The 22,020-nt window shown below is 72.4% G+C and carries 23 protein-coding genes and 1 riboswitch; of the genes, 18 read left to right on the top strand and 5 right to left on the bottom strand.

Annotated features, from left to right (window positions below; genetic code table 11):
* The first annotated feature begins 25 nt into the window (after nt 1-25).
* The 8 genes from IG05_RS0118170 (at nt 26) to IG05_RS0118135 (ending at nt 9,629) form a co-directional block, all read left to right on the top strand.
* Entirely contained in the window at nt 26-1,069 is a 1,044-nt protein-coding gene (locus tag IG05_RS0118170; RefSeq protein ID WP_030343809.1) for a sugar-binding transcriptional regulator, read from the top strand.
* Nucleotides 1,070-1,109: 40 nt separating this feature from the next.
* A complete protein-coding gene (locus IG05_RS0118165; protein ID WP_030343807.1) occupies nt 1,110-1,520 on the top strand; it encodes a ribonuclease domain-containing protein in 411 nt (136 codons plus the stop codon).
* Nucleotides 1,517-1,846 carry a barstar family protein gene (locus IG05_RS0118160; RefSeq protein ID WP_030343805.1) on the top strand — a complete coding sequence of 110 codons (330 nt, stop codon included), beginning with the start codon at nt 1,517-1,519 and terminating at the stop codon, nt 1,844-1,846. Before IG05_RS0118165 ends, IG05_RS0118160 begins: the two co-directional genes overlap by 4 nt.
* A gap of 132 nt (nt 1,847-1,978) precedes the next feature.
* Nucleotides 1,979-3,421: a GuaB1 family IMP dehydrogenase-related protein gene (locus IG05_RS0118155; RefSeq protein ID WP_030343803.1), complete on the top strand. Its 1,443-nt coding sequence runs from the start codon at nt 1,979-1,981 to the stop codon at nt 3,419-3,421.
* A gap of 384 nt (nt 3,422-3,805) precedes the next feature.
* On the top strand, nt 3,806-5,293 hold the full coding sequence (locus IG05_RS0118150) for an amino acid permease (RefSeq protein ID WP_030343801.1): 1,488 nt from the start codon (nt 3,806-3,808) through the stop codon (nt 5,291-5,293).
* 28 nt (nt 5,294-5,321) lie between these two features.
* Nucleotides 5,322-5,774, top strand: a complete 453-nt coding sequence (locus IG05_RS0118145; protein ID WP_030343799.1) for an Lrp/AsnC family transcriptional regulator — start codon at nt 5,322-5,324, stop codon at nt 5,772-5,774.
* A gap of 1,307 nt (nt 5,775-7,081) precedes the next feature.
* Nucleotides 7,082-7,870, top strand: coding sequence for a carbon-nitrogen hydrolase family protein (locus IG05_RS0118140; RefSeq protein ID WP_030343798.1), 789 nt, complete (start codon nt 7,082-7,084; stop codon nt 7,868-7,870).
* Nucleotides 7,871-7,931: 61 nt separating this feature from the next.
* Complete coding sequence (locus IG05_RS0118135) at nt 7,932-9,629, top strand: flavin monoamine oxidase family protein (protein WP_030343796.1); 1,698 nt, start codon at nt 7,932-7,934, stop codon at nt 9,627-9,629.
* Between the two features lie 75 nt (nt 9,630-9,704).
* Here IG05_RS0118135 and IG05_RS0118130 read toward each other — a convergent pair whose 3' ends face one another.
* Together IG05_RS0118130 and IG05_RS0118125 are read right to left on the bottom strand one after the other, a co-directional pair.
* The gene (locus tag IG05_RS0118130) at nt 9,705-10,391 is read right to left on the bottom strand and encodes a DUF5995 family protein (protein ID WP_030343795.1); all 687 of its coding nucleotides are present in this window, start codon (nt 10,389-10,391) and stop codon (nt 9,705-9,707) included.
* Between the two features lie 77 nt (nt 10,392-10,468).
* The gene (locus IG05_RS0118125; protein ID WP_030343793.1) at nt 10,469-11,884 is read right to left on the bottom strand and encodes a uracil-xanthine permease family protein; all 1,416 of its coding nucleotides are present in this window, start codon (nt 11,882-11,884) and stop codon (nt 10,469-10,471) included.
* Nucleotides 11,885-12,019: 135 nt separating this feature from the next.
* On the opposite strand from IG05_RS0118125, the gene IG05_RS0118120 reads away from it, so the two are divergent.
* Together IG05_RS0118120 and IG05_RS0118115 are read left to right on the top strand one after the other, a co-directional pair.
* A complete protein-coding gene (locus IG05_RS0118120) occupies nt 12,020-12,229 on the top strand; it encodes a hypothetical protein (RefSeq protein WP_030343792.1) in 210 nt (69 codons plus the stop codon).
* A gap of 68 nt (nt 12,230-12,297) precedes the next feature.
* Nucleotides 12,298-12,756, top strand: a complete 459-nt coding sequence (locus IG05_RS0118115) for an acyl-CoA thioesterase (RefSeq protein ID WP_030343790.1) — start codon at nt 12,298-12,300, stop codon at nt 12,754-12,756.
* Here IG05_RS0118115 and IG05_RS0118110 read toward each other — a convergent pair.
* Complete coding sequence (locus tag IG05_RS0118110) at nt 12,716-13,930, bottom strand: MFS transporter (protein ID WP_030343789.1); 1,215 nt, start codon at nt 13,928-13,930, stop codon at nt 12,716-12,718. The genes IG05_RS0118115 and IG05_RS0118110 overlap by 41 nt on opposite strands.
* A 116-nt stretch (nt 13,931-14,046) precedes the next feature.
* Here IG05_RS0118110 and IG05_RS0118105 point away from each other — a divergent pair, with 116 nt between their 5' ends.
* A complete protein-coding gene (locus IG05_RS0118105; protein WP_030343787.1) occupies nt 14,047-15,312 on the top strand; it encodes an ROK family transcriptional regulator in 1,266 nt (421 codons plus the stop codon).
* A gap of 22 nt (nt 15,313-15,334) precedes the next feature.
* On the opposite strand, the gene IG05_RS0118100 is transcribed toward IG05_RS0118105, so the two are convergent.
* Both IG05_RS0118100 and IG05_RS0118095 read right to left on the bottom strand, forming a co-directional pair.
* Nucleotides 15,335-15,706, bottom strand: coding sequence for a hypothetical protein (locus IG05_RS0118100; RefSeq protein ID WP_030343785.1), 372 nt, complete (start codon nt 15,704-15,706; stop codon nt 15,335-15,337).
* Nucleotides 15,703-16,467, bottom strand: coding sequence for an SDR family oxidoreductase (locus IG05_RS0118095; RefSeq protein WP_030343784.1), 765 nt, complete (start codon nt 16,465-16,467; stop codon nt 15,703-15,705). Before IG05_RS0118095 ends, IG05_RS0118100 begins: the two co-directional genes overlap by 4 nt.
* Nucleotides 16,468-16,810: 343 nt before the next feature.
* A riboswitch (FMN riboswitch) is annotated at nt 16,811-16,941 on the top strand.
* Between the two features lie 162 nt (nt 16,942-17,103).
* Between IG05_RS0118095 and IG05_RS0118090 the strand changes: the two genes are divergently transcribed.
* From IG05_RS0118090 to IG05_RS0118060, 7 genes are read left to right on the top strand one after another with little or no spacing between them, the layout of a single operon-like run.
* The gene (locus IG05_RS0118090) at nt 17,104-17,712 is read left to right on the top strand and encodes a riboflavin synthase (protein WP_030343782.1); all 609 of its coding nucleotides are present in this window, start codon (nt 17,104-17,106) and stop codon (nt 17,710-17,712) included.
* Nucleotides 17,709-18,350, top strand: coding sequence for a nicotinamide mononucleotide transporter family protein (locus tag IG05_RS0118085; protein ID WP_030343780.1), 642 nt, complete (start codon nt 17,709-17,711; stop codon nt 18,348-18,350). Before IG05_RS0118090 ends, IG05_RS0118085 begins: the two co-directional genes overlap by 4 nt.
* Nucleotides 18,347-19,660 carry a bifunctional 3,4-dihydroxy-2-butanone-4-phosphate synthase/GTP cyclohydrolase II gene (locus IG05_RS0118080; RefSeq protein ID WP_030343779.1) on the top strand — a complete coding sequence of 438 codons (1,314 nt, stop codon included), beginning with the start codon at nt 18,347-18,349 and terminating at the stop codon, nt 19,658-19,660. The genes IG05_RS0118085 and IG05_RS0118080 overlap by 4 nt, the downstream gene beginning before the upstream one ends.
* A 23-nt stretch (nt 19,661-19,683) precedes the next feature.
* On the top strand, nt 19,684-20,169 hold the full coding sequence (gene ribH / locus IG05_RS0118075; protein WP_030343777.1) for a 6,7-dimethyl-8-ribityllumazine synthase: 486 nt from the start codon (nt 19,684-19,686) through the stop codon (nt 20,167-20,169).
* Nucleotides 20,170-20,203: 34 nt separating this feature from the next.
* Nucleotides 20,204-20,476 (top strand): phosphoribosyl-ATP diphosphatase, encoded by a 273-nt coding sequence (locus IG05_RS0118070; RefSeq protein WP_019983911.1) that lies wholly within the window; start codon nt 20,204-20,206, stop codon nt 20,474-20,476.
* Between the two features lie 49 nt (nt 20,477-20,525).
* Nucleotides 20,526-21,374 carry an ATP phosphoribosyltransferase gene (gene hisG, locus IG05_RS0118065; protein ID WP_030343774.1) on the top strand — a complete coding sequence of 283 codons (849 nt, stop codon included), beginning with the start codon at nt 20,526-20,528 and terminating at the stop codon, nt 21,372-21,374.
* A gap of 15 nt (nt 21,375-21,389) precedes the next feature.
* The gene (locus IG05_RS0118060) at nt 21,390-21,860 is read left to right on the top strand and encodes a PH domain-containing protein (RefSeq protein ID WP_030343773.1); all 471 of its coding nucleotides are present in this window, start codon (nt 21,390-21,392) and stop codon (nt 21,858-21,860) included.
* The last annotated feature ends 160 nt before the right edge of the window (nt 21,861-22,020 follow it).

The following is a 22,020-nucleotide window of genomic DNA, read 5'->3' as shown; positions in this document are numbered from 1 at the left end:
CGAGGATGAACGGCGAATCCAGAGTGTGAACAGCAGTGAGGAGATCGCCGTGTCGGGTATGTCGGCGGGCCGGTCAGCCATGCGGATGGGACCCGCTGAGCTGGTGCAGGCGGCGGCCATGGCCCGCCGCTTCTACCTTGAGGGCAAGTCCAAGATCCAGATCGCGGAGGAGTTCGGCGTCAGCCGCTTCAAGGTGGCCCGGGTCCTGGAGACGGCCCTCGAACGGGATCTCGTGCGCATCGAGATCCGCGTCCCGGCCGAACTGGACGCCGAGCGCTCCGACGCGCTCCGCGCCCGTTACGGCCTGCGGCACGCCGTCGTGGTCGAGTCCCCGGCCGAGGCCGAGGAGACCCCCGACCCCGAGAACCTCGGGGAGGTCGCCGCCGACCTGCTCGGCGAACTCGTCAACGAGGGGGACGTCCTCGGGCTGGCCTGGGGCCGGTCCACCATCCACATGGCGGCGGCGCTCGACCGGCTGCCGCCGTGCACGGTGGTGCAGCTGACGGGCGTGTACGACGCCGGGACCGCCGAGCGCGGCTCGGTGGAGGCGGTCCGCCGGGCCGCCCAGGTGTCCGGCGGCGACGCCCACCCCATCTACGCGCCGATGCTGCTGCCGGACGCGGCCACCGCGGCGGCACTGCGCAACCAGACCGGGATCGCCCGGGCCTTCGAGTACTTCGACAAGGTCACGGTCGCCTGCGTCTCCATCGGTTCCTGGGAGCCGGGCATCTCGACCGTGCACGACATGCTGAGCGACGAGGAGCGCGCGCACTACGCCTCGCTCGGTGTCGCCGCCGAGATGTCGGCGCACCTCTTCGACGCCGAGGGACGCCGCATCGGACGGGACCTGGGGGAGCGGTGCATCACGGTCAAGACCGACCAGCTCCGCCGTATCCCGGAGGTCGTGGCGATCGCGGGCGGGCAGCGCAAGGCGTCCGCGATCGACGCGGTGCTGCGCTCCGGGCTGGTCACCAGCCTGGTGACGGACACCTCGGCCGCCGACTACCTGATGACGGCGGGGCCCACGCCGAAGCCGGCGCTCAACCGTCAGGACCCCGACGGGGTCTGACAGCGGGTCGTGCCGGGGCGGCCGTGGCAGCATCGTCCGCATGCTGCCACGGTTCGTCCCCCGCGCCCTCGCCGGGCTGCTCGTCTGTCTCGCCGTCCTCCTGACGGGGTGCGCCGGCGGCTCCGCCCCGGCCCCGCCGGGCACGGGCACCGCCACCCCGCCCTGGGCCCGGGGCATGGCCGCCGTCCAGGAGTCCCGGCTCCCGGCCGAGGCCCGCAGGACACTCGTCCTCGTCGACGAGGGCGGCCCCTTCCCCTACGCCAAGGACGGCACCGTCTTCGGGAACTTCGAGGGACGGCTGCCGAAGCACCGGCGCGGCTACTACCACGAGTACACCGTGCCGACCCCCGGCTCACGCGACCGCGGGGCCCGGCGCCTGGTCACCCGGCAGGACGGGGAGATCTACTACACCGATGATCACTACGAGTCGTTCCGGGCGGTACTGAGATGAGCGAAGACCTGACCGGCCGTTTCGTGGTCGCCCTCGACCTCGACGGCGTCACCGACAAGGCCGGGCTGATGGACCGCGCCGCCCGGGCCCTGTCGCTGCCCGGCTGGTTCGGCCGCAACTGGGACGCGCTGGCCGACTCCCTGTCCGACCTGTCCGTGTGGCCGCAGGAGGCCGAGGGCAGGGGACTCCTGGTCGTCGTACGCGGCTGGGAGGGCTACGCGCGGCAGCGGCCCCAGGAGTGGGAGACCGCCCAGGAGGTCTTCACGCATGCCATGCGCGTGATGCCGTCGCTGACCGTCGCCCTCGCCCTTGGAGGAAGCTCCTAGGCGATCCGCGGCGACCCTGGATGTTCCGTCGGGGCATGACACCGCACCCGACATGGGAGAATGAAGTACGTGCTCTTTCCCCCTGGCACACCTGTCCGGGGGCCACCTCTGATCGACTGGGATGTGCAGCACGTGCGTTTCCTCAATGACATCCAGCCCGCGTACGACCTGACGTACGACGACGTGTTCATGGTGCCGAGCCGCTCCGCGGTCGGCTCGCGTCAGGGCGTGGACCTCAGCTCGCCGGACGGCACGGGCACCACCATCCCGCTCGTCGTCGCCAACATGACCGCCGTCGCCGGCCGCCGGATGGCCGAGACGACGGCCCGCCGGGGCGGCCTCGTGGTCATCCCGCAGGACATCCCGATCGACGTCGTCACCGACGTGATCTCCTGGGTGAAGAGCCGCCACCTGGTGCTGGACACCCCGATCATCCTGGCCCCGCACCAGACCGTCGCCGACGCGCTCGCGCTGCTGCCCAAGCGGGCGCACAACGCCGGTGTGGTCGTGGACGGGAACCACCGGCCCGTCGGCGTCGTCACCGACGCCGACCTGTCCGGCGTCGACCGCTTCACCCAGCTCGAAGTGGTCATGTCCAAGGACCTGCTCCTGCTGGACGCGGACATAGACCCGCGCGATGCCTTCAACATCCTCGACCAGCACAACCGCCGCTACGCCCCGGCCGTCGACAAGGACGGCAAGCTGGCCGGCATCCTCACCCGCAAGGGCGCGCTGCGCGCCACGCTGTACACGCCCGCCGTGGACGCGAACGGCAGGCTGCGCATCGCCGCCGCCGTCGGCATCAACGGCGATGTGGCGGGCAAGGCCAAGCAGCTGCTCGACGCGGGCGTGGACACGCTCGTCATCGACACCGCGCACGGCCACCAGGAGTCGATGATCAGCGCCATCAAGGTGGTGCGCGCGCTCGACCCGCAGGTGCCGATCGCCGCGGGCAACATCGTCTCCGCAGAGGGCGTCAAGGACCTCGTCGACGCCGGCGCGGACATCATCAAGGTCGGTGTCGGCCCCGGCGCCATGTGCACCACCCGCATGATGACCGGCGTGGGCCGGCCGCAGTTCTCCGCCGTCCTGGAGTGCGCCGCCGAGGCCAGGAAGTACGGCAAGCACGTGTGGGCCGACGGCGGTGTCCGCCACCCGCGCGATGTCGCCATGGCCCTCGCGGCCGGCGCGTCCAACGTGATGGTCGGCTCCTGGTTCGCGGGCACCTACGAGTCCCCGGGCGACCTCCAGCACGACGCCAACGGCCGTGCGTACAAGGAGTCGTTCGGCATGGCCTCCGCGCGTGCCGTGGCCAACCGCACGTCCGACGAGTCCGCCTACGACCGGGCCCGCAAGGCGCTGTTCGAGGAGGGCATCTCCACCTCCCGCATGTTCCTCGACCCGGCCCGCCCGGGCGTCGAGGACCTGATCGACTCGATCATCGCGGGCGTCCGCTCCTCGTGCACCTACGCCGGCGCCGGCTCCCTGGAGGAGTTCGCCGAGAAGGCCATCGTGGGCATCCAGAGCGCGGCCGGCTACGCCGAGGGCAAGCCGCTGCACGCCAGCTGGAGCTAGCCCCGGGCACCGTCCCGACGGCCCCCGTCGTTCCCGCGCCCGGGAACGGCGGGGGCCGTCGGCGTCCCGGCGCCGGACGGCCGGCATCACCGCGCCAAAGCGCTCCGGAAACTGGCCTCCGAGATCGTCGTGCAACGGTCGACAGCGTGTGCGCAACGATTTGTCATTCCGGCCGCATGAACGCAATGATCATGCGGGGATGCGCAAGGTTGCTGCATTACGCCCGTGAAGGCCCGCCTCATAGGGTGCTGCGCTAGTACGTGCGTGGTGGGTACCCCGCTCGGTCGGTTCCTGCCTGCGCAGGCGCCCCCCGGTCCCCATCACGACGGCCGGCGGCCAGCCGGTCAGTACCCCAACCGACGGCAGCGAACAAGGAGCCAACGCGTGCTCGACCAAGGCGCACCCCCGCAGAACCCCAGACCGGCCGCCCCCGCGTCCCCGGGCGTCGCCGCGCGCCTCATGCGTCGCAAGCCGGTGGAACGCCTGGTCGCAGAGGGCGGCCAGGGCGAGGGAGGGCAGCTTCGGCGCTCCCTCGGGCTGTGGCAGCTGACCATGATCAGCATCGGTGCCACGCTCGGCACCGGCATCTTCGTCGTCCTCGGCGACGCCGTCCCGGAGGCCGGCCCCGCGGTCACCCTGTCCTTCGTGATCGCCGGCCTCACGGCCCTCTTCTCGGCCCTGTCCTACGCCGAGCTGGCGGGCAGCATCCCGGTCGCCGGCTCCTCCTACTCGTATGCGTACGCAACGCTGGGCGAGCTGGTCGCCTGGGTCTGCGGCTGGTGCCTGGTCCTGGAGTACGGCGTGTCGGTGGCCGCCGTCGCCGTCGGCTGGGGCGAGTACCTCAACGAGCTGCTCGACGGCACCATCGGCGTCACCATCCCGAGCGCCCTGTCCTCGGCACCGGGCGAGGGCGGCATCATCAACCTGCCCGCCCTCATCGTCGTCCTGCTGGCGATGGTGTTCCTGCTCGGCGGTGCGCGGGAGTCCGCCCGCGCCAACACGATCATGGTCAGTGTGAAGATCGCCGCGCTGGTGCTGTTCTGCGCGATCGGCGTCATGGGCTTCAAGTCCGGCAACTACGCCGACTTCATGCCGCTCGGCATGACCGGGGTCAGCGCCGCCGGCGCCACGCTGTTCTTCTCGTACATCGGCTTCGACGCCGCCTCCACCGCCGGTGAGGAGGCGAAGGACCCCAAGCGGGACCTGCCGCGGGCGATCATGCTGTCGCTGATCATCGTGACCGCGCTGTACGTGCTCGTCGCGGGCGTCGCCGTCGGCGCCTGGAACTGGAAGAAGTTCGACGGTTCGGAGGCGACCCTCGCCGCGATCATGAACGATGTCAGCGGCCAGACCTTCTGGGGCACCCTGCTCGCCCTGGGCGCGGTCATCTCCATCGCCAGCGTGGTGCTCACCGTGCTCTACGGCCAGACCCGCATCCTCTTCGCGATGGCCCGCGACGGCCTGATGCCGAAGGCGCTCGGCAAGATCCACCCGAAGACCGGCGCGCCCCGCCTCAACACGGTGATCGTCTCGCTCTTCTGCGGGGTGCTCGCCGCGCTCATCCCGCTCGGCAAGCTCGTCGACGCCACCAGCATCGGCACGCTGTTCGCCTTCGCCCTGGTCAACATCGCGGTGATCGTGCTGCGCTACAAGCGGCCGGGTCTGGAGCGGGCGTTCCGGGTGCCGTTCGGGCCGGTCCTGCCGGTGCTGGGCTTCCTGTTCTGCGCCTACAACATGTCCAGCCTCGACACCGTCACCTGGGTGGTCTTCGGATGCTGGATGGCCGCCGGGCTCGTGTTCTACTTCCTCTACGGCTATCGCCGTTCCCGTCTCGCGACCGGTGAGGAACTCGCGGTGACGGCAGAGAAGTGACCCGAACCGAAGAAGTGAACCACCCCCTGTGCTGAACGATCTCGACGAACGCATCGTGCACGCCCTCGCCGAGGACGCCCGCCGCTCCTATGCGGACATCGGGCAGATGGTCGGCCTGTCCGCGCCCGCGGTGAAGCGGCGCGTGGACCGGCTGCGGGCCACCGGAGCCATCACCGGGTTCACCGTCCGGGTGGACCCGGCGGCGCTCGGCTGGGAGACCGAGGGGTACATCGAGATCTACTGCCGGCGCAACACCTCGCCGGAGACCATCCAGCGGGGGCTGGAGCGCTACCAGGAGGTCGTGGCCGCGTCGACCGTCACAGGCGACGCGGACGCGATCGCCCAGGTCTTCGCCTCCGACATGCGCCACTTCGAGCGGGTGCTGGAGCGGATCGCCGGCGAGCCGTTCGTGGAGCGGACCAAGTCGGTCCTGGTCCTGTCCCCGCTGCTGCGCCGCTTCTCGTCGGGCGCCCCGGGCTAGGCCCGCGGGCGGGGCCGGGGCGCCGCCCGGACGCGCAGCGACCGCCGGCTCCAGCAGGCACGCTCACGCCGGCGACTCAGCCCGCACCGTCGCCGTCCGCAGCCGGACCGGCGGCGCCGGGGCCGCGGCCTCACCGCCGGTCAAACGCCCCGCCTTGTGACGCGGTCCCCGCCGAGCGGGGCCGGCACCGAGACCGGCCGGCTCGGCTACGGGACGGCCCTCCCTCGGGCGGGTACCACCACGGGTCGGTGCGGCGGCCGGCCCACCCGGGACCCGATGTCCCAGGTCACCGCGCACACCGGCGAACCGGCCGCCGCCTTGGACCACGCCCCGGCCGCCCTGCCGGTCTTGTTCTGGCGTCGGCGGGGATCGCGTGCCGGCCGCGCTTGTGGGTCCTGACCCTCCGCCGCCTGGGGCACGCGCCGGCCGCTCTGCCGGTCTTGTTCTGGCGTCGGCGGGGACCGCGCGCCGGCCGCGCTTGTGGACCTTGATCCACCGCCGCTCTGGGGCATGCGCCGGCTGCTCTGCCGGTCCTGTTCTGCCGCCGGCGGGGACCGTGTGCCGGCCGCGCTTGTGGATCCTGACCCTCCGCCGCCTGGGGCACGCCCCGGCTGCTCTGCCGGTCTTGTTCTGGCGTCGGCGGGGATCGCGTGGCGGCCGCGCTTGTGGACCTTGATCCACCGCCGCTCTGGGGCATGCGCCGGCTGCTCTGCCGGTCTTGTTCTGCCGCCGGCGGGGACCGCGTGCCGGCCGCGCTTGCGGATCTGACCCTCCGCCGCCTGGGGCACGCCCCGGCCGCCCTGCCGGTCCTGTTCTGGCGTCGGCCGGGACCGCGTGCCGGCCGCTCCTGCGGTCCCTCATCCACCGCCGCCTTGGACGCGCGCCGGCTGCCCTGCCGGCCCTGTTCCGCTGCCGCCCTGGACCCTGCCCCGGCCGCGCCCTCTCGCCCCCCTGACCCGTCGCCCTGGATCACGGTCGGTCGGCCGCGTTCCGTCGCCCCGTGGCGCGCCCGGCCGAGCCGGTCGTGGGATGCCGGCCTGTCCCCGGCCGGGGGCCGCGTCCCCCCTCGGCGTGCTGCCGCCCCCGGTCGGCGGGTGGGGACCGGCCCCCCAAAGTGGCAGGTCAGCCGCGTCAGCCACGGGGCGGCCCCGACCGGTGGGCGTGGGGACGCAACGAATCGCCGTTCGACCCCCGCTGCACGCAACGAACCTCGCACGGGCGCGCAACGGCTCCTGCTTGTCCGGCCGAGCGCGCCGACCGTACCGTCTTTCTGACCCCCCAGACTTCCCGTTCGGTGAGGATGCCCCATGCGCACCGCCCTGCTCCAGAGCTCCGGCCGCCCCGGTTCCGTCGTCGAGAACCTCAAGGTGCTCGACGAGGCCGCGGGCCGGGCCGCCGCCGCGGGCGCGGGGCTGCTGGCCGCGCCGGAGATGTTCCTCACCGGGTACGCGATCGGCGACGACATCGCCCGCCTCGCCGAGCCCGCCGACGGCCGCTCCGCAGACGCGATCGCCGAGATCGCCTCCCGGCACGGGCTGGCCCTCGTCTACGGCTACCCGGAGCGGGACGGCGAGACCGTCTACAACTCCGCCCAGCTGGTCTCCGCCGACGGCACCCGGCTCGCGAACTACCGCAAGACCCACCTCTTCGGCTGTGCCGAGCGCGACCACTTCACCCCGGGCGAGCAGTCGCTGGTCCAGGCCCGGCTGGGCGGCCTGACCGTCGGCCTCATGATCTGCTACGACGTCGAGTTCCCGGAGAACGCCCGCGCCCACGCCCTGGCCGGCACCGACCTGCTCGTCGTGCCGACGGCGAACATGCACCCGTTCCAGTTCGTCGCCGAGGCCATGGTGCCGGTGCGGGCCTGGGAGAACCAGATGTACGTCGCGTACGTCAACCGGGTCGGCCCGGAGGGCGAGTTCGAGTTCTTCGGGCTCTCCGCCCTCGCCGGTCCCGACGGGATCGCCCGCAGCCGCGCCGGCCGGGGCGAGGAGCTGATCGTCGCCGACGTCGACCCCGCCTTCCTCGCCGCCTCCCGCGAGGCCAACCCGTACCTGAAGGACCGCCGCCCCGGTCTGTACGGGTCCCTCGTCTGAACCCCCTGAGCCTCCCCCCGAACTTCCCCCCGAGTTCTTTCGTGCAAGGAGTCCGTACCCCATGACGTCCACGGTGCCCAACGCCGTCGAGCACACCGACGAGCAGCAGCCGCCGATCACCATGTTCGGCCCGGACTTCCCGTACGCCTACGACGACTACCTCGCCCACCCGGCGGGCCTCGGCCAGATCCCGGCGACGGAGCACGGCACCGAGATCGCGGTCATCGGCGGCGGCCTGTCCGGCATCGTGGCCGCCTACGAGCTGATGAAGATGGGCCTCAAGCCCGTCGTCTACGAGGCCGACCAGATCGGCGGCCGGCTCCGCACGGTCGGCTTCGAGGGCTGCGACGACTCGCTGACCGCCGAGATGGGCGCGATGCGCTTCCCGCCCTCCTCCACCGCCCTCCAGCACTACATCGACATGGTCGGCCTGGAGACCAGGCCCTTCCCGAACCCGCTCGCCGAGGCGACCCCCTCGACGGTCGTGGACCTCAAGGGCGAGTCGCACTACGCCGAGACCATCGACGACCTGCCGCAGGTGTACCGGGACGTCGCCGCGGCCTGGGGCAAGTGCCTCGAAGAGGGCGCCGACTTCTCCGACATGAACCGTGCGATGCGCGAGCGGGACGTGCCGCGCATCCGCGAGATCTGGGCCCAGCTGGTCGAGAAGCTCGACAACCAGACCTTCTACGGTTTCCTCTGCGACTCGGAGGCCTTCAAGTCCTTCCGGCACCGGGAGATCTTCGGCCAGGTCGGCTTCGGCACCGGCGGCTGGGACACCGACTTCCCGAACTCCATCCTGGAGATCCTCCGCGTCGTCTACACCGAGGCCGACGACCACCACCGCGGCATCGTCGGCGGCTCGCAGCAGCTGCCGCTGCGCCTGTGGGAGCGCGAGCCGGAGAAGATCGTCCACTGGCCGTACGGCACCTCGCTCGCCACGCTGCACGAGGGCGGCAAGCCGCTGCCGGCCGTGACCCGGCTGCACCGCACCGCCGGCAACCGGATCACCGTGACCGACGCCGACGGCGACATCCGCACCTACCAGGCGGCGATCTTCACCGCCCAGTCCTGGATGCTGCTGTCCAAGATCGCCTGCGACGATTCGCTGTTCCCGATCGACCACTGGACCGCCATCGAGCGCACCCACTACATGGAGTCCAGCAAGCTCTTCGTGCCCGTGGACCGGCCGTTCTGGCTGGACAAGGACGAGGAAACCGGCCGGGACGTCATGTCGATGACGCTCACCGACCGCATGACCCGCGGCACCTACCTGCTGGACGACGGCCCGGACAAGCCCGCCGTGATCTGCCTGTCCTACACCTGGTGCGACGACAGCCTGAAGTGGCTGCCGCTGTCCGCGAACGAGCGGATGGAGGTCATGCTGAAGTCCCTCGGCGAGATCTACCCGAAGGTCGACATCAGGAAGCACATCATCGGCAACCCGGTGACGGTCTCCTGGGAGAACGAGCCCTACTTCATGGGCGCGTTCAAGGCCAACCTGCCCGGCCACTACCGCTACCAGCGGCGCCTGTTCACGCACTTCATGCAGGACCGGCTGCCCGAGGACAAGCGGGGCATCTTCCTCGCCGGTGACGACATCTCCTGGACGGCCGGCTGGGCCGAGGGTGCCGTCCAGACCGCGCTGAACGCGGTGTGGGGCGTGATGCACCACTTCGGCGGCACGACCGACGCGTCGAACCCGGGTCCGGGTGACGTCTACGACGAGATCGCGCCGGTGGAGCTTCCCGAGGACTGACCCGGGACATCGACCAAGGCGCGGGCGGCCGGCCACGGAATCCGGCCGCCCGCGCCTCTTCCATGCCCCGGGCGCTCAGTCGGCCAGCGGCGTCAGCAGCATCCGGCCGGCGAACCCGACCGCCGCGTCCAGCCCTTCGGTGAACTCCTCGGCCACGTCGGCGCAGTGCCGCAGTGCCCACAGCGCCCGGGCCGCGGCCCACGTCGCGTCCCGCGCCCGCTCCAGGCTCCACGAGCCCAGCAGATGGGTGAGCGGGTCGGCGATCTGGAGCAGGTCGGGGCCCGGCATCAGCTCCTCCCGGATGCGTTCCTCCAGCGAGACGAGGAGATCGCCCACGCGGTCGAACTCGTCCTCCAGCTCGGCCGGTTCGCAGCCGAGCGTGCGGCAGGCGTCGACCACGGCCAGCGCCAGGTCGTGCCCGATGTGGGCGTTGATGCCGGCCAGTGCGAACTGCAGCGGACGTACCCCCGGATGGCGGCGGAGCTGGAACAGCGGCCGCCAGCAGGCGGGCGGACGGCGGTCCGCGGCCGCCGCGTCGACCGCGGCCAGGTACCGCTCGGCGAACCGCACGTCCAGCGCGGCCGCCGCGCGCGGGTCCGGGAACCGCCCGGCGTCCAGGCGGCGGTCGATCTCCTCGGTGACGGCGAGGTAGACGCGGTTGAACACGGCGACACCGTCCCGTGCGGGCAGGGCCGCGTCGAGTGCGCGCATCCGCGCGACGACGGCGTCTACGGGGGTGGTGAGCTGTTCCGACCGGACCATGGGGGAAGGGTCCCAGCCCGGGGCCGGCCGGCGTGCCGACCGGCCCGGTGCTTCGCCGGAACGGGGGACCCCCGGGCCTACGGCTCGGCGCGCGGCGCCCGTGTGCCCGGCTCCGCGCCCGCCTCCTCGTCGTAGGCGGAGGTGCCCTCGTCCAGCAGCGGTTGCTGCTGCTTGAGATGGGCCGGGGCGAAGGCGCGCAGCGCGTGGTAGCCGGTGATGACGACCAGGGTGCCCAGGGCGATGCCGCTGAGCGAGAAGGTGTCGGTGAACTTCATGGTGACGTTGCCGACGCCGATGATGATGCCCGCGGCGGCCGGCACCAGGTTCAGCGGGTTGCGCAGGTCCACCCCGGCGTGCAGCCAGATCTGCGCGCCGAGCAGGCCGATCATGCCGTAGAGGATCACGGTGATGCCGCCGAGGACACCGCCCGGGATCGCGGCGACGACCGCGCCGAACTTCGGGCAGACACCGAAGAGCAGCGCGAAACCGGCGGCGGCCCAGTAGGCGGCGGTGGAGTAGACGCGGGTCGCGGCCATCACGCCGATGTTCTCCGAGTAGGTGGTGTTCGGCGGTCCGCCGACGGCCGTCGACAGCACGGAGGCGACGCCGTCCGCCGAGATCGCCGTACCGAGCTTGTCGTCCAGCGGGTCGCCGGTCATCTCGCCGACCGCCTTGACGTGGCCGGCGTTCTCGGCGACCAGGGCGATGACCACCGGCAGCGCGACCAGGACCGCCGACCACTGGAAGGACGGTCCGTGGAAATGCGGCAGGCCGATCCAGTCGGCCTTGGAGACGCCGGAGAGGTCGAGGCGCCAGTGGTCGGTGACCTTGCCGCCCGGGCCCGTCGAGTGGATCCGGCCGAAGATCCGGTCGAACGCCCAGGAGATGCCGTAGCCGAAGACCAGGCCGAGGAAGATCGCGACCCGGGACCAGAACCCGCGCAGGCAGACCACCGCCAGGCCCGTGAAGAGCATGACGAGCAGGGCCGTCCACTGGTCCTGCGGCCAGTAGGTGGAGGCGGTCACCGGGGCCAGGTTGAAGCCGATCAGCATGACGACCGCGCCGGTGACGATCGGCGGCATGGCGGCGTGGATGATCCGCGCGCCGAAGCGCTGCACGGCGAGGCCCACCAGGAACAGCACGACGCCGACGACGAGGACGGCGCCGGTCACGGTCGCGCTGGTGCCGCCCTGGGCGCGGATGACGGCGGCCACGCCCACGAACGACAGGGAGCAGCCGAGGTAGCTCGGCACCCGGCCGCGGGTGGCGAGCAGGAAGATCACGGTCGCCACGCCCGACATCATGATGGCCAGGTTCGGGTCCAGGCCCATGAGAACCGGGGCCACGAAGGACGCGCCGAACATGGCGACCACGTGCTGGGCGCCCAGGCCGACGGTGCGGGGCCAGGAGAGCCGTTCGTCGGGGCGTACCACCGCTCCGGGTGCGGGCGTGCGCCCGTCACCGTGCAGTTTCCAGCGCACGCCGAGGTCCATGGTGGGGTTTCGCTTTCTTTGTACGTGAAGAGGTCCGAACCATTGTCAGGGGTATCGAGCGCCTTCACGCCCGAAGGGTCCACAGGGTGAATCAGGTTCATGTACCTGATAGGGCTCGGTCGCCCGCGAGCCCACGTGGGCGTACACCTCCGGGACCACGCGGGCCCGGTCGGGCAGAGCCTGTCCGGGGCGGTCGGCTGCCTGCCGCCGGCCGCGACCGGCGCCGCCGGCTGCCCCCGCCCCGGGCTGGAGTTCCACCGGTACGGGGCGACCGGCGTCGTACCCGCGGCGGCCGACGATCGCCGGCCGAGTCCCCGCCCGCCCACCGCCGGGCCGGGCTCCTGAGCGGTCGCTTAGTATGATCCTGTACGGGGGTGTCACCACCCCGCCAGCGCTGCTCAGGAGCCCGTCCCGTGACCGCCGAAGCCCCGACCGCCCCCGCCGTCTCCCACGGCCGGCTGATCCCCGTCACCGTCCACTTCGACGACCTCGACGCGCTCGGGCTGCTGCACAACGCCCGCTACCCCCTGATGGTCGAGCGCGCCTGGACCGAGCTGTGGCACGAGCACGGCGTCCGCTTCGACGGCGACTGGGCGGCGGCCGGCGACGCCTGCAACGCCGTCAAGGAACTGCGCATCACCTACGAGGCCCCGGTCACCAGCCCGGGCGGCTACGCCGTCCACCTCTGGCTGGAACGGCTCGGCACCACCGGGCTCACCTACGGCTTCCGCTTCTGCTCGGCCGACGGGACCCGCACCTACGCCCACGGCACCCGGGTGCTGGTCCGGCTGGACGCGACGACCATGCGCCCCGCGCCCTGGACCGAGACCTTCAGGGCCGCGGGTCGGGAACTGCTGCGGCCCGCGGACTGACCTCCCCGCCGCCCGCGCGCTCGGCGGTGCGCAGCACGCCCGCGAACACCGCGAGCCCGCAGGCCAGCACCGTCACCACCGCGAAGGACACCACCAGGCTGGTCGCCTGCGCCACCCCGCCGATCAGGCTCGGCGCGACCAGGCCCGAGGTGTAGGTGATGGTCGCCACGCCCGCGATGGCCTGGCTCGGGTTGGGGCCGGCGTGCCCGGCCGCCGCGAAGCAGAGCGGGACGACCACCGCGATGCCGAGACCCATCAACGCGAACCCGGCCATCGCCACCGCCGGATGCCCGGCGAGCACGACCAGCAGCCCGCCCAGCCCGGCCAGGACACCGCCGGCCCGCACGGTGCGGACCGCGCCGAAGCGGTTCACCACCGCGTCCCCGGCGATCCGGGCCACCGCCATGGTCAGCATGAACCCGGTCGTGGAGGCCGCCGCCAGCCCTGCCGAACCCGCCAGCCGGTCCCGCAGGTACACCGCCGACCAGTCGAGGCTGGCGCCCTCGGCGAACACCGCGCAGAAGCCGATGGCGCCGATCAGCAGCGCCGAGCGCGGGGGCAGCGCGAACCGTGGCGGCGGCTCCTCGTCCTCGGCGGGCTTCAGGTCCGGCACCCAGGCGCAGACCACGAACCCGAGCACGGTGAGGACGGCCGCCGCCAGCGCGAAGTGCAGGCGCGCGTCCGCACCGAGGTGCGCGGCGAGGGTGCCGGCCGCCGAGCCGGTCAGGGCGCCCGCGCTCCACATGCCGTGCAGCCCCGACATGATCGACTTGCCGAGCCGCCGCTCGACCTCCACGCCGAGCGCGTTCATCGCGACGTCGGCCATGCCCGCGGACGCGCCGTAGGCGAACATCGCCAGGCACAGGGTGAGCAGGTTCGGCGCGACCGACGGCAGCACCAGGGACAGCGTCCACAGCGCGAGCAGGCCGCGCAGTGCCGTACGGCTGCCGAAGCGGTGGCTGATCCGGCCGGCCAGCGGCATCGCGCAGGAGGCGCCGAACGCCGTGAACGCCAGCGCGAAGCCGAGCTGGCCCGCGCTGAGCGAGGCGTGGTCCTGGACCCACGGCACGCGGGTCGCGAAGGAGCCGGTCACGGCGCCGTGCACGGCGAACACGGCCGCCACGGCGTACCGGGCGCGTCTGACCTCGTCGGGTGCGTACGTCACGTCACTCACGATCCTGCCCCTCCCCGGGCTGCCCGGACCCACTCCACTGCGACGCGCCGTAAACTATCAGGGACCCTGCCTGATAGATAGCGGTCGCAGCGCAGGCGATCTGGGAGGATCCCGTCATGCCCGCATCACCCAGTACCGCCCGGGCCATCAACGACCGGCTGGCCCTGCGGCTGCTGCAACAGGAAGGCCCGCTCACGGCAGGGCAGTTGAAGCAGCTCACCGGCCTGTCCCGGCCCACGGTCGCCGACCTGGTCGACCGGCTCGCCGCCGCCGGGCTGATCACGGTGGTCGGCGAGTCCGGCGCCCAGCGCAGGGGTCCCAACGCCCGGCTCTACGGCATCGTCGCCGACCGCGCCCACCTCGCCGCGCTCGACGTCCGCACCCAGGGCGTCCTCGTCCTCGTCTCCGACCTGCTCGGGCGGGTGCTCGGCGAGGCGTCCGTACCGATCGGCGGGGAGACCGGGACCGGGCCGGCCGTGGAGCAGGCGGTGGCCGCCGTGGAACGGGCCCTGAAGGAGGCGGGAGCCGACCAGCTGCACACCGTCGGCATCGGCGCGCCCGGCCTCATCGACCCCGCCACCGGTGACCTGCGCGACTCCGCCGGGCTGCCCGCCTGGCACCGCAGCCTGGCCGCCGCCCTCCAGGACCGGCTGTCCGGCGCCCGGGTCACCGTGGAGAACGAGACCAATCTGGCCGCCCTCGCCGAACAGCGCGAGGGCGCCGCCCGGGACCGGGACACCTTCGTCCTGCTCTGGCTCGGCCACGGCGTCGGCGCCGCGGTCGTCCTGGACGGCACGCTGCGCCGCGGGGCCTCCGGCGGCACCGGTGAGATCGGCTTCCTCCCGGTCCCGGGCACGGACGCCCTCCCCGAGGCGGCCGACTGCGCCGGCGGCTTCCACTCCCTGACCGGCGCCGCGGCGATCACCGCCCTGGCGGCCCGGCACGCCCTCCCGGCCGCACCCTCGCCGGACGGCCCGGGGGCGGCCGAGGTGGTACGGGCGGCGGTGGCGGAGGCGACGGGAGCGCCGGAGGCCGTGCGCGCTGAGGCTCCTCCGGCATCGGCCGCCCCCCGCGCCGTGACCGGCGACGGTCCCGCGGCCCGCTTCCTGCGGGCCCTGGCCGACCGGGTCGCCGTCGGCGTCGCCTCCGTGGTGGCCGTCCTGGACCCCGGTTGCGTGGTGCTCGGCGGGGAGGTCGGACAGGCCGGGGGAGCGGTGCTCGCCGGCCTGGTGGAGGAACGGCTGCGCCGGATGTCGCCGCTGGCCACCGAGGTGCGCGCGAGCAGCCTCGGCGGGACGGCCGTACTCCGCGGAGCCCTCCTCACCGCCCGGGAGCACGCCCAGGACGAACTGTTCGCACCACCGGAGCGGGCGGGCGGCTGACCGGCCCGTCAGCCGGGGGAGGTCAGGGACGCGGGGGGACCCGGGACGGCCACGGGGTCCAGGGAAGTGCCTCCCGCCGGCCCGGTCGGCCGAAGGCCCAGGCCTGCACCACCTCGGCCACGGGCTCCACGGCGGCCGTGTCGCTCTCGCGGGGCACCCGGGCCTGGAAGTGCCGGTCCGGGCCGCCCTCGCGGTACTCCACCCGGCAGCCGAGGTCGTCCTCCAGGTACACCTGCATGTAGTGCTGGCCGGCGGGCTCCCGGTCGAGCCGTTCCACGATGACGAACCGCCAGGTCGGGCTCATGTCGGCCGGCAGGTCGTGGAGTTGGTCCGCGGTGGGGTCGGCCCAGGCCGTCCCGTCCCGCTCGATCGAGCGGATCACCGGTGCCGTCACGCGGGCGACTGTACCGGCCCCCGCCCGAACCGCCGCTCCAGGTACTCCTCGAAGGTCACCTCGCCCACCGCCCGCTCCGGCGCCAGGTGCCAGCCCGCGCGGAAGGCCCGGTACGTCTTGCCGGCCAGCGGCACCCGGACCACCGGCCGGCGCCGGCCCGTCGCCCGCAGGTACGCGCGGGCCAGCGAGTCGAACGTGCGGACCTGCGGGCCCGCCAGGTCCGGCACCCGCCCGGCCGGCGCCCCGAGCGCCAGCTCCGCCAGCCGGCCGGCCACCTCGGCCACCTCGACCGGCTGGTCCGCCACCCCCGCCGGGACCGCCAGCACCGGTGCCTTGGCCAGGCCCCGGAGCAGCGTGACGACCAGGTCGTGGAACTGGGTCGCCCGCAGCACGGTCCAGCCGAGCCCGGATTCCTCGACCAGCCGCTCCACGGCGAGCTTGCTCCGGTAGTAGCCGAACGGCACCCGGTCCACGCCGACGATCGAGACGTACACCAGATGGCCCACCCCCGCTCCCCGGGCCGCGGCGAGCAGATTGCGGGCGGCCTGCTCGTCGCCGCCCCGGGGCGAGCTCGCGCAGTGCACGACCGTCTCCGCGCCGGCCAGCGCCGCGTCCAGGCCCGCACCGCCCGCGCGCAGGTCGACGGCGTACGGCCGGCTGTGCCGGCTGAGCACCCGCACCTCGTGCCCGTCCGCCCGCAGCCGCTGTGTGACGAGCCGGCCGAGCGTTCCGGTTCCACCGGTCACCAGGATCGTGGTCATGCCGTTCTCCGTCCCCTAGGACACCGGGGCACTCCCGTGCGGAGTGCCCTTCGTCGCCCAGGACGGGCCGGAGCCCGGAAATGTGACACGGGCCGCCAGGGGTGGCTGGCGGCCCGGCGGCGGGCAAGGGCCGTCGTCACCGCCGCCGGGCCCGTCCGCACCCTAAAAGGACTAGACCAGTACGGTCAATGGGTCCGGACCAAGCTCAACACTCCACCGGTTCCGGCCAGTTGACCAGCACGGTTGCGCCACGCGAAACGAGCGGTACGCACTGTGAGCGAGCCCACACCGATCACCTGTCTGGACGAGTACCGGTCGTGGCACACTGGCCCTGTACCAGAAGCAGCGCACTCCGGGGTCGGTGAAAGTCCGAACCGGCGGTTACAGTCCGCGACCCGGCCGCTTCCAGCGGCCGGTTGACCAGGTGAAATTCCTGGACCGACGGTTAAAGTCCGGATGGGAGGCAGTGCGCGGCGGGCGGGCATGCGTCTTCCGTGTGCGCGCCGCCGTATCGGGACTCGTCCATGTCCGGACGTGTCCGTTCCGGCGACGCCCCCGGTGTGTGTTCACCCGTACATGCTGTCGTCATCGACAGGCCCCGGAGTCCGTGCCCGAAGAGGCAGGAGGACCCGGGAAGTGTTCACCGGAATCGTCGAAGAGCTGGGTGAGGTCACCGCCGTCGAGAACCTCGGCGACGCCTCCCGCTTCCGGCTCCGCGGCCCCGTCGTGACCGAGGGCGCGCAGCATGGCGACTCCATCGCCGTGAACGGGGTCTGTCTCACCGTCGTGGAGCACGAGGGCGACGAGTTCACCGCCGACGTCATGGCCGAGACCCTGAAGCGCTCCAGCCTCGGCGTGCTCACCACCGGTTCCCGCGTCAACCTGGAACGCCCCACCGCCGTCGGCGCCCGCCTCGGCGGCCACATCGTGCAGGGGCACGTGGACGGCACCGGCCGGATCCTGGACCGCACGCCCTCGGAGAACTGGGAGATCGTCAAGATCTCGCTCCCCGCGGAACTCTCCCGGTACGTCGTCGAGAAGGGCTCCATCACCGTCGACGGCATCAGCCTCACCGTGGTCGACGCCGGCCCGGACCACTTCACCGTCAGCCTCATCCCGACCACCCTCGCCCTCACCACGCTCGGCGTGAAGCAGCCCGGCGACCCGGTCAACCTCGAAGTGGACGTCATCGCCAAGTACGTCGAGCGGCTCCTCGGCGACCGTGCGCAGGGGGACACGAAGTGAACTGGATGAACTCCGAGGCGTTCACCCTCTTCGGCCAGCACATCATCTGGTCCGACATGATCGGCAACATCCTGGGCCTGATCACCCTCGCCCTCGGCTGGCGCCGCTCCCTGTGGACCTGGCCCGTCCAGTTCCTGTCCGGCCTCGTCCTCTTCGCCGCCTTCTACGGCCACCTGACCGGCAGCGCCGGCAAGCAGGCCGTCGTCATGGCCGTCGCGCTGTACGGCTGGTGGCAGTGGCGGCGCACGAAGGACCGGTCCGCGGACGGCCACATCACGCCCCGGTTCGCCACCTGGCCCGAGCGCGCGTCGATGCTCGCCGCGGCCGCCGCCGGCACGGTCGCCGTCGCCCTGCTCTTCACGGCCTACCCGAAGCTGTCCTGGGACCCCTGGCCCGACGCCTACATCTTCGTCGGCACCATCGTCGCGATGTACGCCCAGGCCAAGGGCATGGTCGAGTTCTGGTTCGCCTGGCTCCTCGTCGACCTCGTCGGCGTCCCCCTCAACTTCGCCAACGGCTACGCCTTCTCGGGCTTCGTCTACGTCATCTACGGCGCACTCGTCCTGTGGGGCATGCGCGACTGGTGGCTGCGCTCCCGCCGGGGCCCGCAGCCCGCACTGGAAGGAGCGCCGGCATGACCTCGGCACCGCTGCTGTACGACGGCAACGACCTGGAGAACTTCGCGCTCGACCCGGTCGAGCAGGCCATCGCGGACATCGCGGCCGGCCGCCCGGTGGTCGTCGTGGACGACGAGGACCGGGAGAACGAGGGCGACCTCGTCATCGCCGCCGAGAAGGCCACCCCCGAGATCGTCGCGTTCATGATGAGCGAGTGCCGGGGCCTGATCTGCGCGCCCATGGAGGCCGAGGAGCTGGACCGGCTCCGGCTGCCGCAGATGGTCGAGGACAACACCGAGTCCATGAAGACCGCCTTCACCGTCTCGGTGGACGCCTCCGCCGCGCACGGTGTGACCACCGGCATCTCCGCCGCCGACCGCGCCACCACCCTCCAGCTCCTGGCGAGCGGCACCGCCGAACCCGGCGACCTCGTCCGTCCCGGCCACGTCTTCCCGCTGCGCGCCAGGGAGGGCGGCGTCCTGGTCCGCAACGGCCACACCGAGGCCGCCGTCGACCTCGCCCGGCTCGCGGGCCTGCGCCCGGCCGGCGCCATCGTGGAGATCGCCGGCGAGGACGGCCGGATGCTGCGCCTGCCCGAGCTGATCCCGTTCGCCCGCAAGCACGGTCTGACGATCATCTCGATCGAGGACCTGATCGCGCACCGCCGCGGCAGCGAGCCCACCGTCCGCCGCGAGGCCGAGACCCGCCTGCCCACCCGGCACGGCACCTTCACCGCCTACGGCTACCGGTCCACCGTCGACGGCGTCGAGCACGTCGCCCTCGTCCACGGCGAGATCGGCGACGGCGAGGACGTCCTCGTCCGCGTCCACTCCGAATGCCTCACCGGCGACGTCTTCGCCTCCCTGCGCTGCGACTGCGGCCCCCAGCTGGACACCGCCCTGGAACGCATCCAGGCCGAGGGCCGCGGCGTCGTCGTCTACCTGCGCGGACACGAGGGACGCGGCATCGGCCTGCTGTCCAAGCTGCGCGCCTACGAACTCCAGGAGCAGGGCCGCGACACCCTGGACGCCAACCTGGAACTCGGCCTGCCCGCCGACGCCCGCGACTACGGCGCCGGCGCGCAGATCCTCGCCGACCTCGGCGTGCGCGGGGTCCGGCTGATGACCAACAACCCCGAGAAGACCGACGCGCTGCTCAGCCACGGCCTGAAGGTCACCGGCCGCGAGCCGATGCCGGTCCAGGCCGGCGAGCACAACCTCCGCTACCTGCGCACCAAGCGGGACCGGATGGGTCACGACCTGCCCTGGCTCGACACGCCCGCCGTGTCGGCGTCCGTGGCCGCGTCCGCGGCCACCTGTGGCAACCAGTAAGCAAGAAAGCACTGAGGAGAGACGTGAGCGGCAAGGGTGCACCGGAACTGTCCGTACGCAACGTGAGCGACCTGCGGGTCGCCGTCATCGCGGCGCAGTGGCACGAGAAGGTGATGGACGGTCTGGTCGACGGCGCCCTGCGCGCCCTGCGCGACCTGGGCATCGACGAGCCGACCCTGATCCGGGTCCCCGGCAGCTTCGAGCTGCCCGTCGCCGCCAAGGTCCTGGCGGGCCGCGGCTACGACGCGGTGGTCGCCCTCGGTGTCGTCATCCGGGGCGGCACCCCCCACTTCGACTACGTGTGCCAGGGCGTCACCCAGGGCCTCACCCAGGTCTCCGTCGAGACCGGCGTCCCCGTCGGCTTCGGGGTGCTCACCTGCGACACCGAGGAGCAGGCCCTGGACCGGGCCGGCCTGGAGGGCTCGAACGAGGACAAGGGCCACGAGGCGGTGACGGCCGCCGTGTCGACGGCGGCCACCCTCCGCTCAGTATCCGAACCCTGGCACTAGGGAGTCGGCCGTACCGCGTAGGGTGGGGCTCACCATGTCCAAGAAGACGTTCGAGGAGCTCTTCACCGAGCTCCAGCACAAGGCCGCGCAGGGCGATCCCGCCACCTCCCGCACCGCCGAGCTGGTCGGCAAGGGCGTCCATGCCATCGGCAAGAAGGTCGTCGAGGAGGCCGCCGAGGTCTGGATGGCCGCCGAGTACGAGGGCAAGGAGGCAGCCGCCGAGGAGATCTCGCAGCTGCTGTACCACGTCCAGGTGATGATGGTCGCCCGCGGCATCAGCCTGGACGACGTCTACGCCCACCTGTAAGCCGCACCCCGCCCCCTCCCGTACAGAACGAGCAAAGGAAGCCGACCTCATGCTGCGCATCGCCGTCCCCAACAAGGGTTCACTGTCCGGCCCTGCGGCGGAGATGCTGCATGAGGCCGGCTACCAGCAGCGCCGCGAGTCCAAGGAACTGCGCATCGTCGACCCGGAGAACGAGGTCGAGTTCTTCTACCTCCGCCCCCGCGACATCGCGATCTACGTCTCCTCCGGCCGCCTCGACATCGGCATCACCGGCCGCGACCTGCTGATCGACTCCGGCGCCGACGCCGAGGAGATCCTGCCGCTGGGCTTCGCCCGCTCCACGTTCCGCTTCGCCGCCAAGCCGGGCACCGCCGAGGGCCTCGCGGACCTCAAGGGCAGGACCGTCGCCACCTCCTACGAGGGCATCGTCCAGAAGCACCTCGCCGACGGCGGCGTCGACGCCTCCGTCGTCCACCTGGACGGCGCCGTCGAGACCGCGATCGAGCTGGGCGTGGCCGAGGTCATCGCCGACGTCGTGGAGACCGGCACCAGCCTGCGCAACGCGGGCCTTGAGGTCTTCGGCGAGCCGATCATGAAGTCCGAGGCGATCGTCGTCCGCCGTACCGGCGCCGACGCCGAGGAGCCCAAGGTCCAGCAGTTCCTGCGCCGCCTCCAGGGCGTCCTGGTCGCCCGGACGTACGTGATGATGGACTACGACTGCCGGGTCGAGCAGCTGGAGAAGGCCGTCGCGCTCACCCCCGGCCTGGAGTCCCCGACCGTCTCCCCGCTGCACAACGAGGGCTGGGTCGCGGTCCGCGCCATGGTCCCGGCCAAGGAGGCCCAGCGGATCATGGACGACCTCTACGCCATCGGCGCCCGCGCCATCCTGACCACGGCCATCCACGCCTGCCGCCTGTAAGGGGTGCGCCGACCGATGTCCGAACCGACCTCTCTGCCCGACCTCCCGGTCACCTTCCGGCCGGGCCACACCCGGGTGATCCTGCTCACCGCCGGTGTCGTGATCTTCCTGGTGATATCCGGGATCGCGATGCTGCTGGAGCAGCTCGGCCCGGGGGAGCGGCTCAGCTTCGTCGTCACCGGCGCGCTGATCTTCTGGGTGCTGGCCCAGCTGGCCCGGGTGAAGGTGGTCGCCGACGAGTCCGGCGTCACCGTGGTGAACATCGCGAGCAAGCGGCGCCTGGCCTGGGCGGAGATCCTGCGGGTGAACCTCCGGCCGGGTGACCCCTGGGTGTTCCTCGACCTGAGCGACGGCACCAGTCTGCCCGCGCTCGGCATACAGCCTGGCGTCGCCAAGCAGCGGGCCATCGCCGACGCCAGGACCCTGCGCGCGCTGGCCGAGGCCCACTCGGCGTCGTCCGCCCTGCCGCCCGAGCCCAGATCTTGATTAATCTGGAGGGCGGAGGCCGTCCCGCTACGCCTCCGCCCCTGCGCGCCGCCCGGTGCCCAGGGGTTCCTGCTACCCGAGGAGTGACCCTCTCCGGCGATGGACGGATCGTCCTGTAGTACCTGCGCCACCCCTGCCCGACAGAGCGGGAAGGCGGTGG

This window comes from Streptomyces sp. NRRL S-1022 (genome assembly GCF_000720135.1).
In the GTDB taxonomy this organism is placed as follows: Bacteria; Actinomycetota; Actinomycetes; order Streptomycetales; family Streptomycetaceae; genus Streptomyces.
Note: the sequence above shows the minus strand (reverse complement) of the source record. Positions and strands in the feature narration are given on the sequence as shown.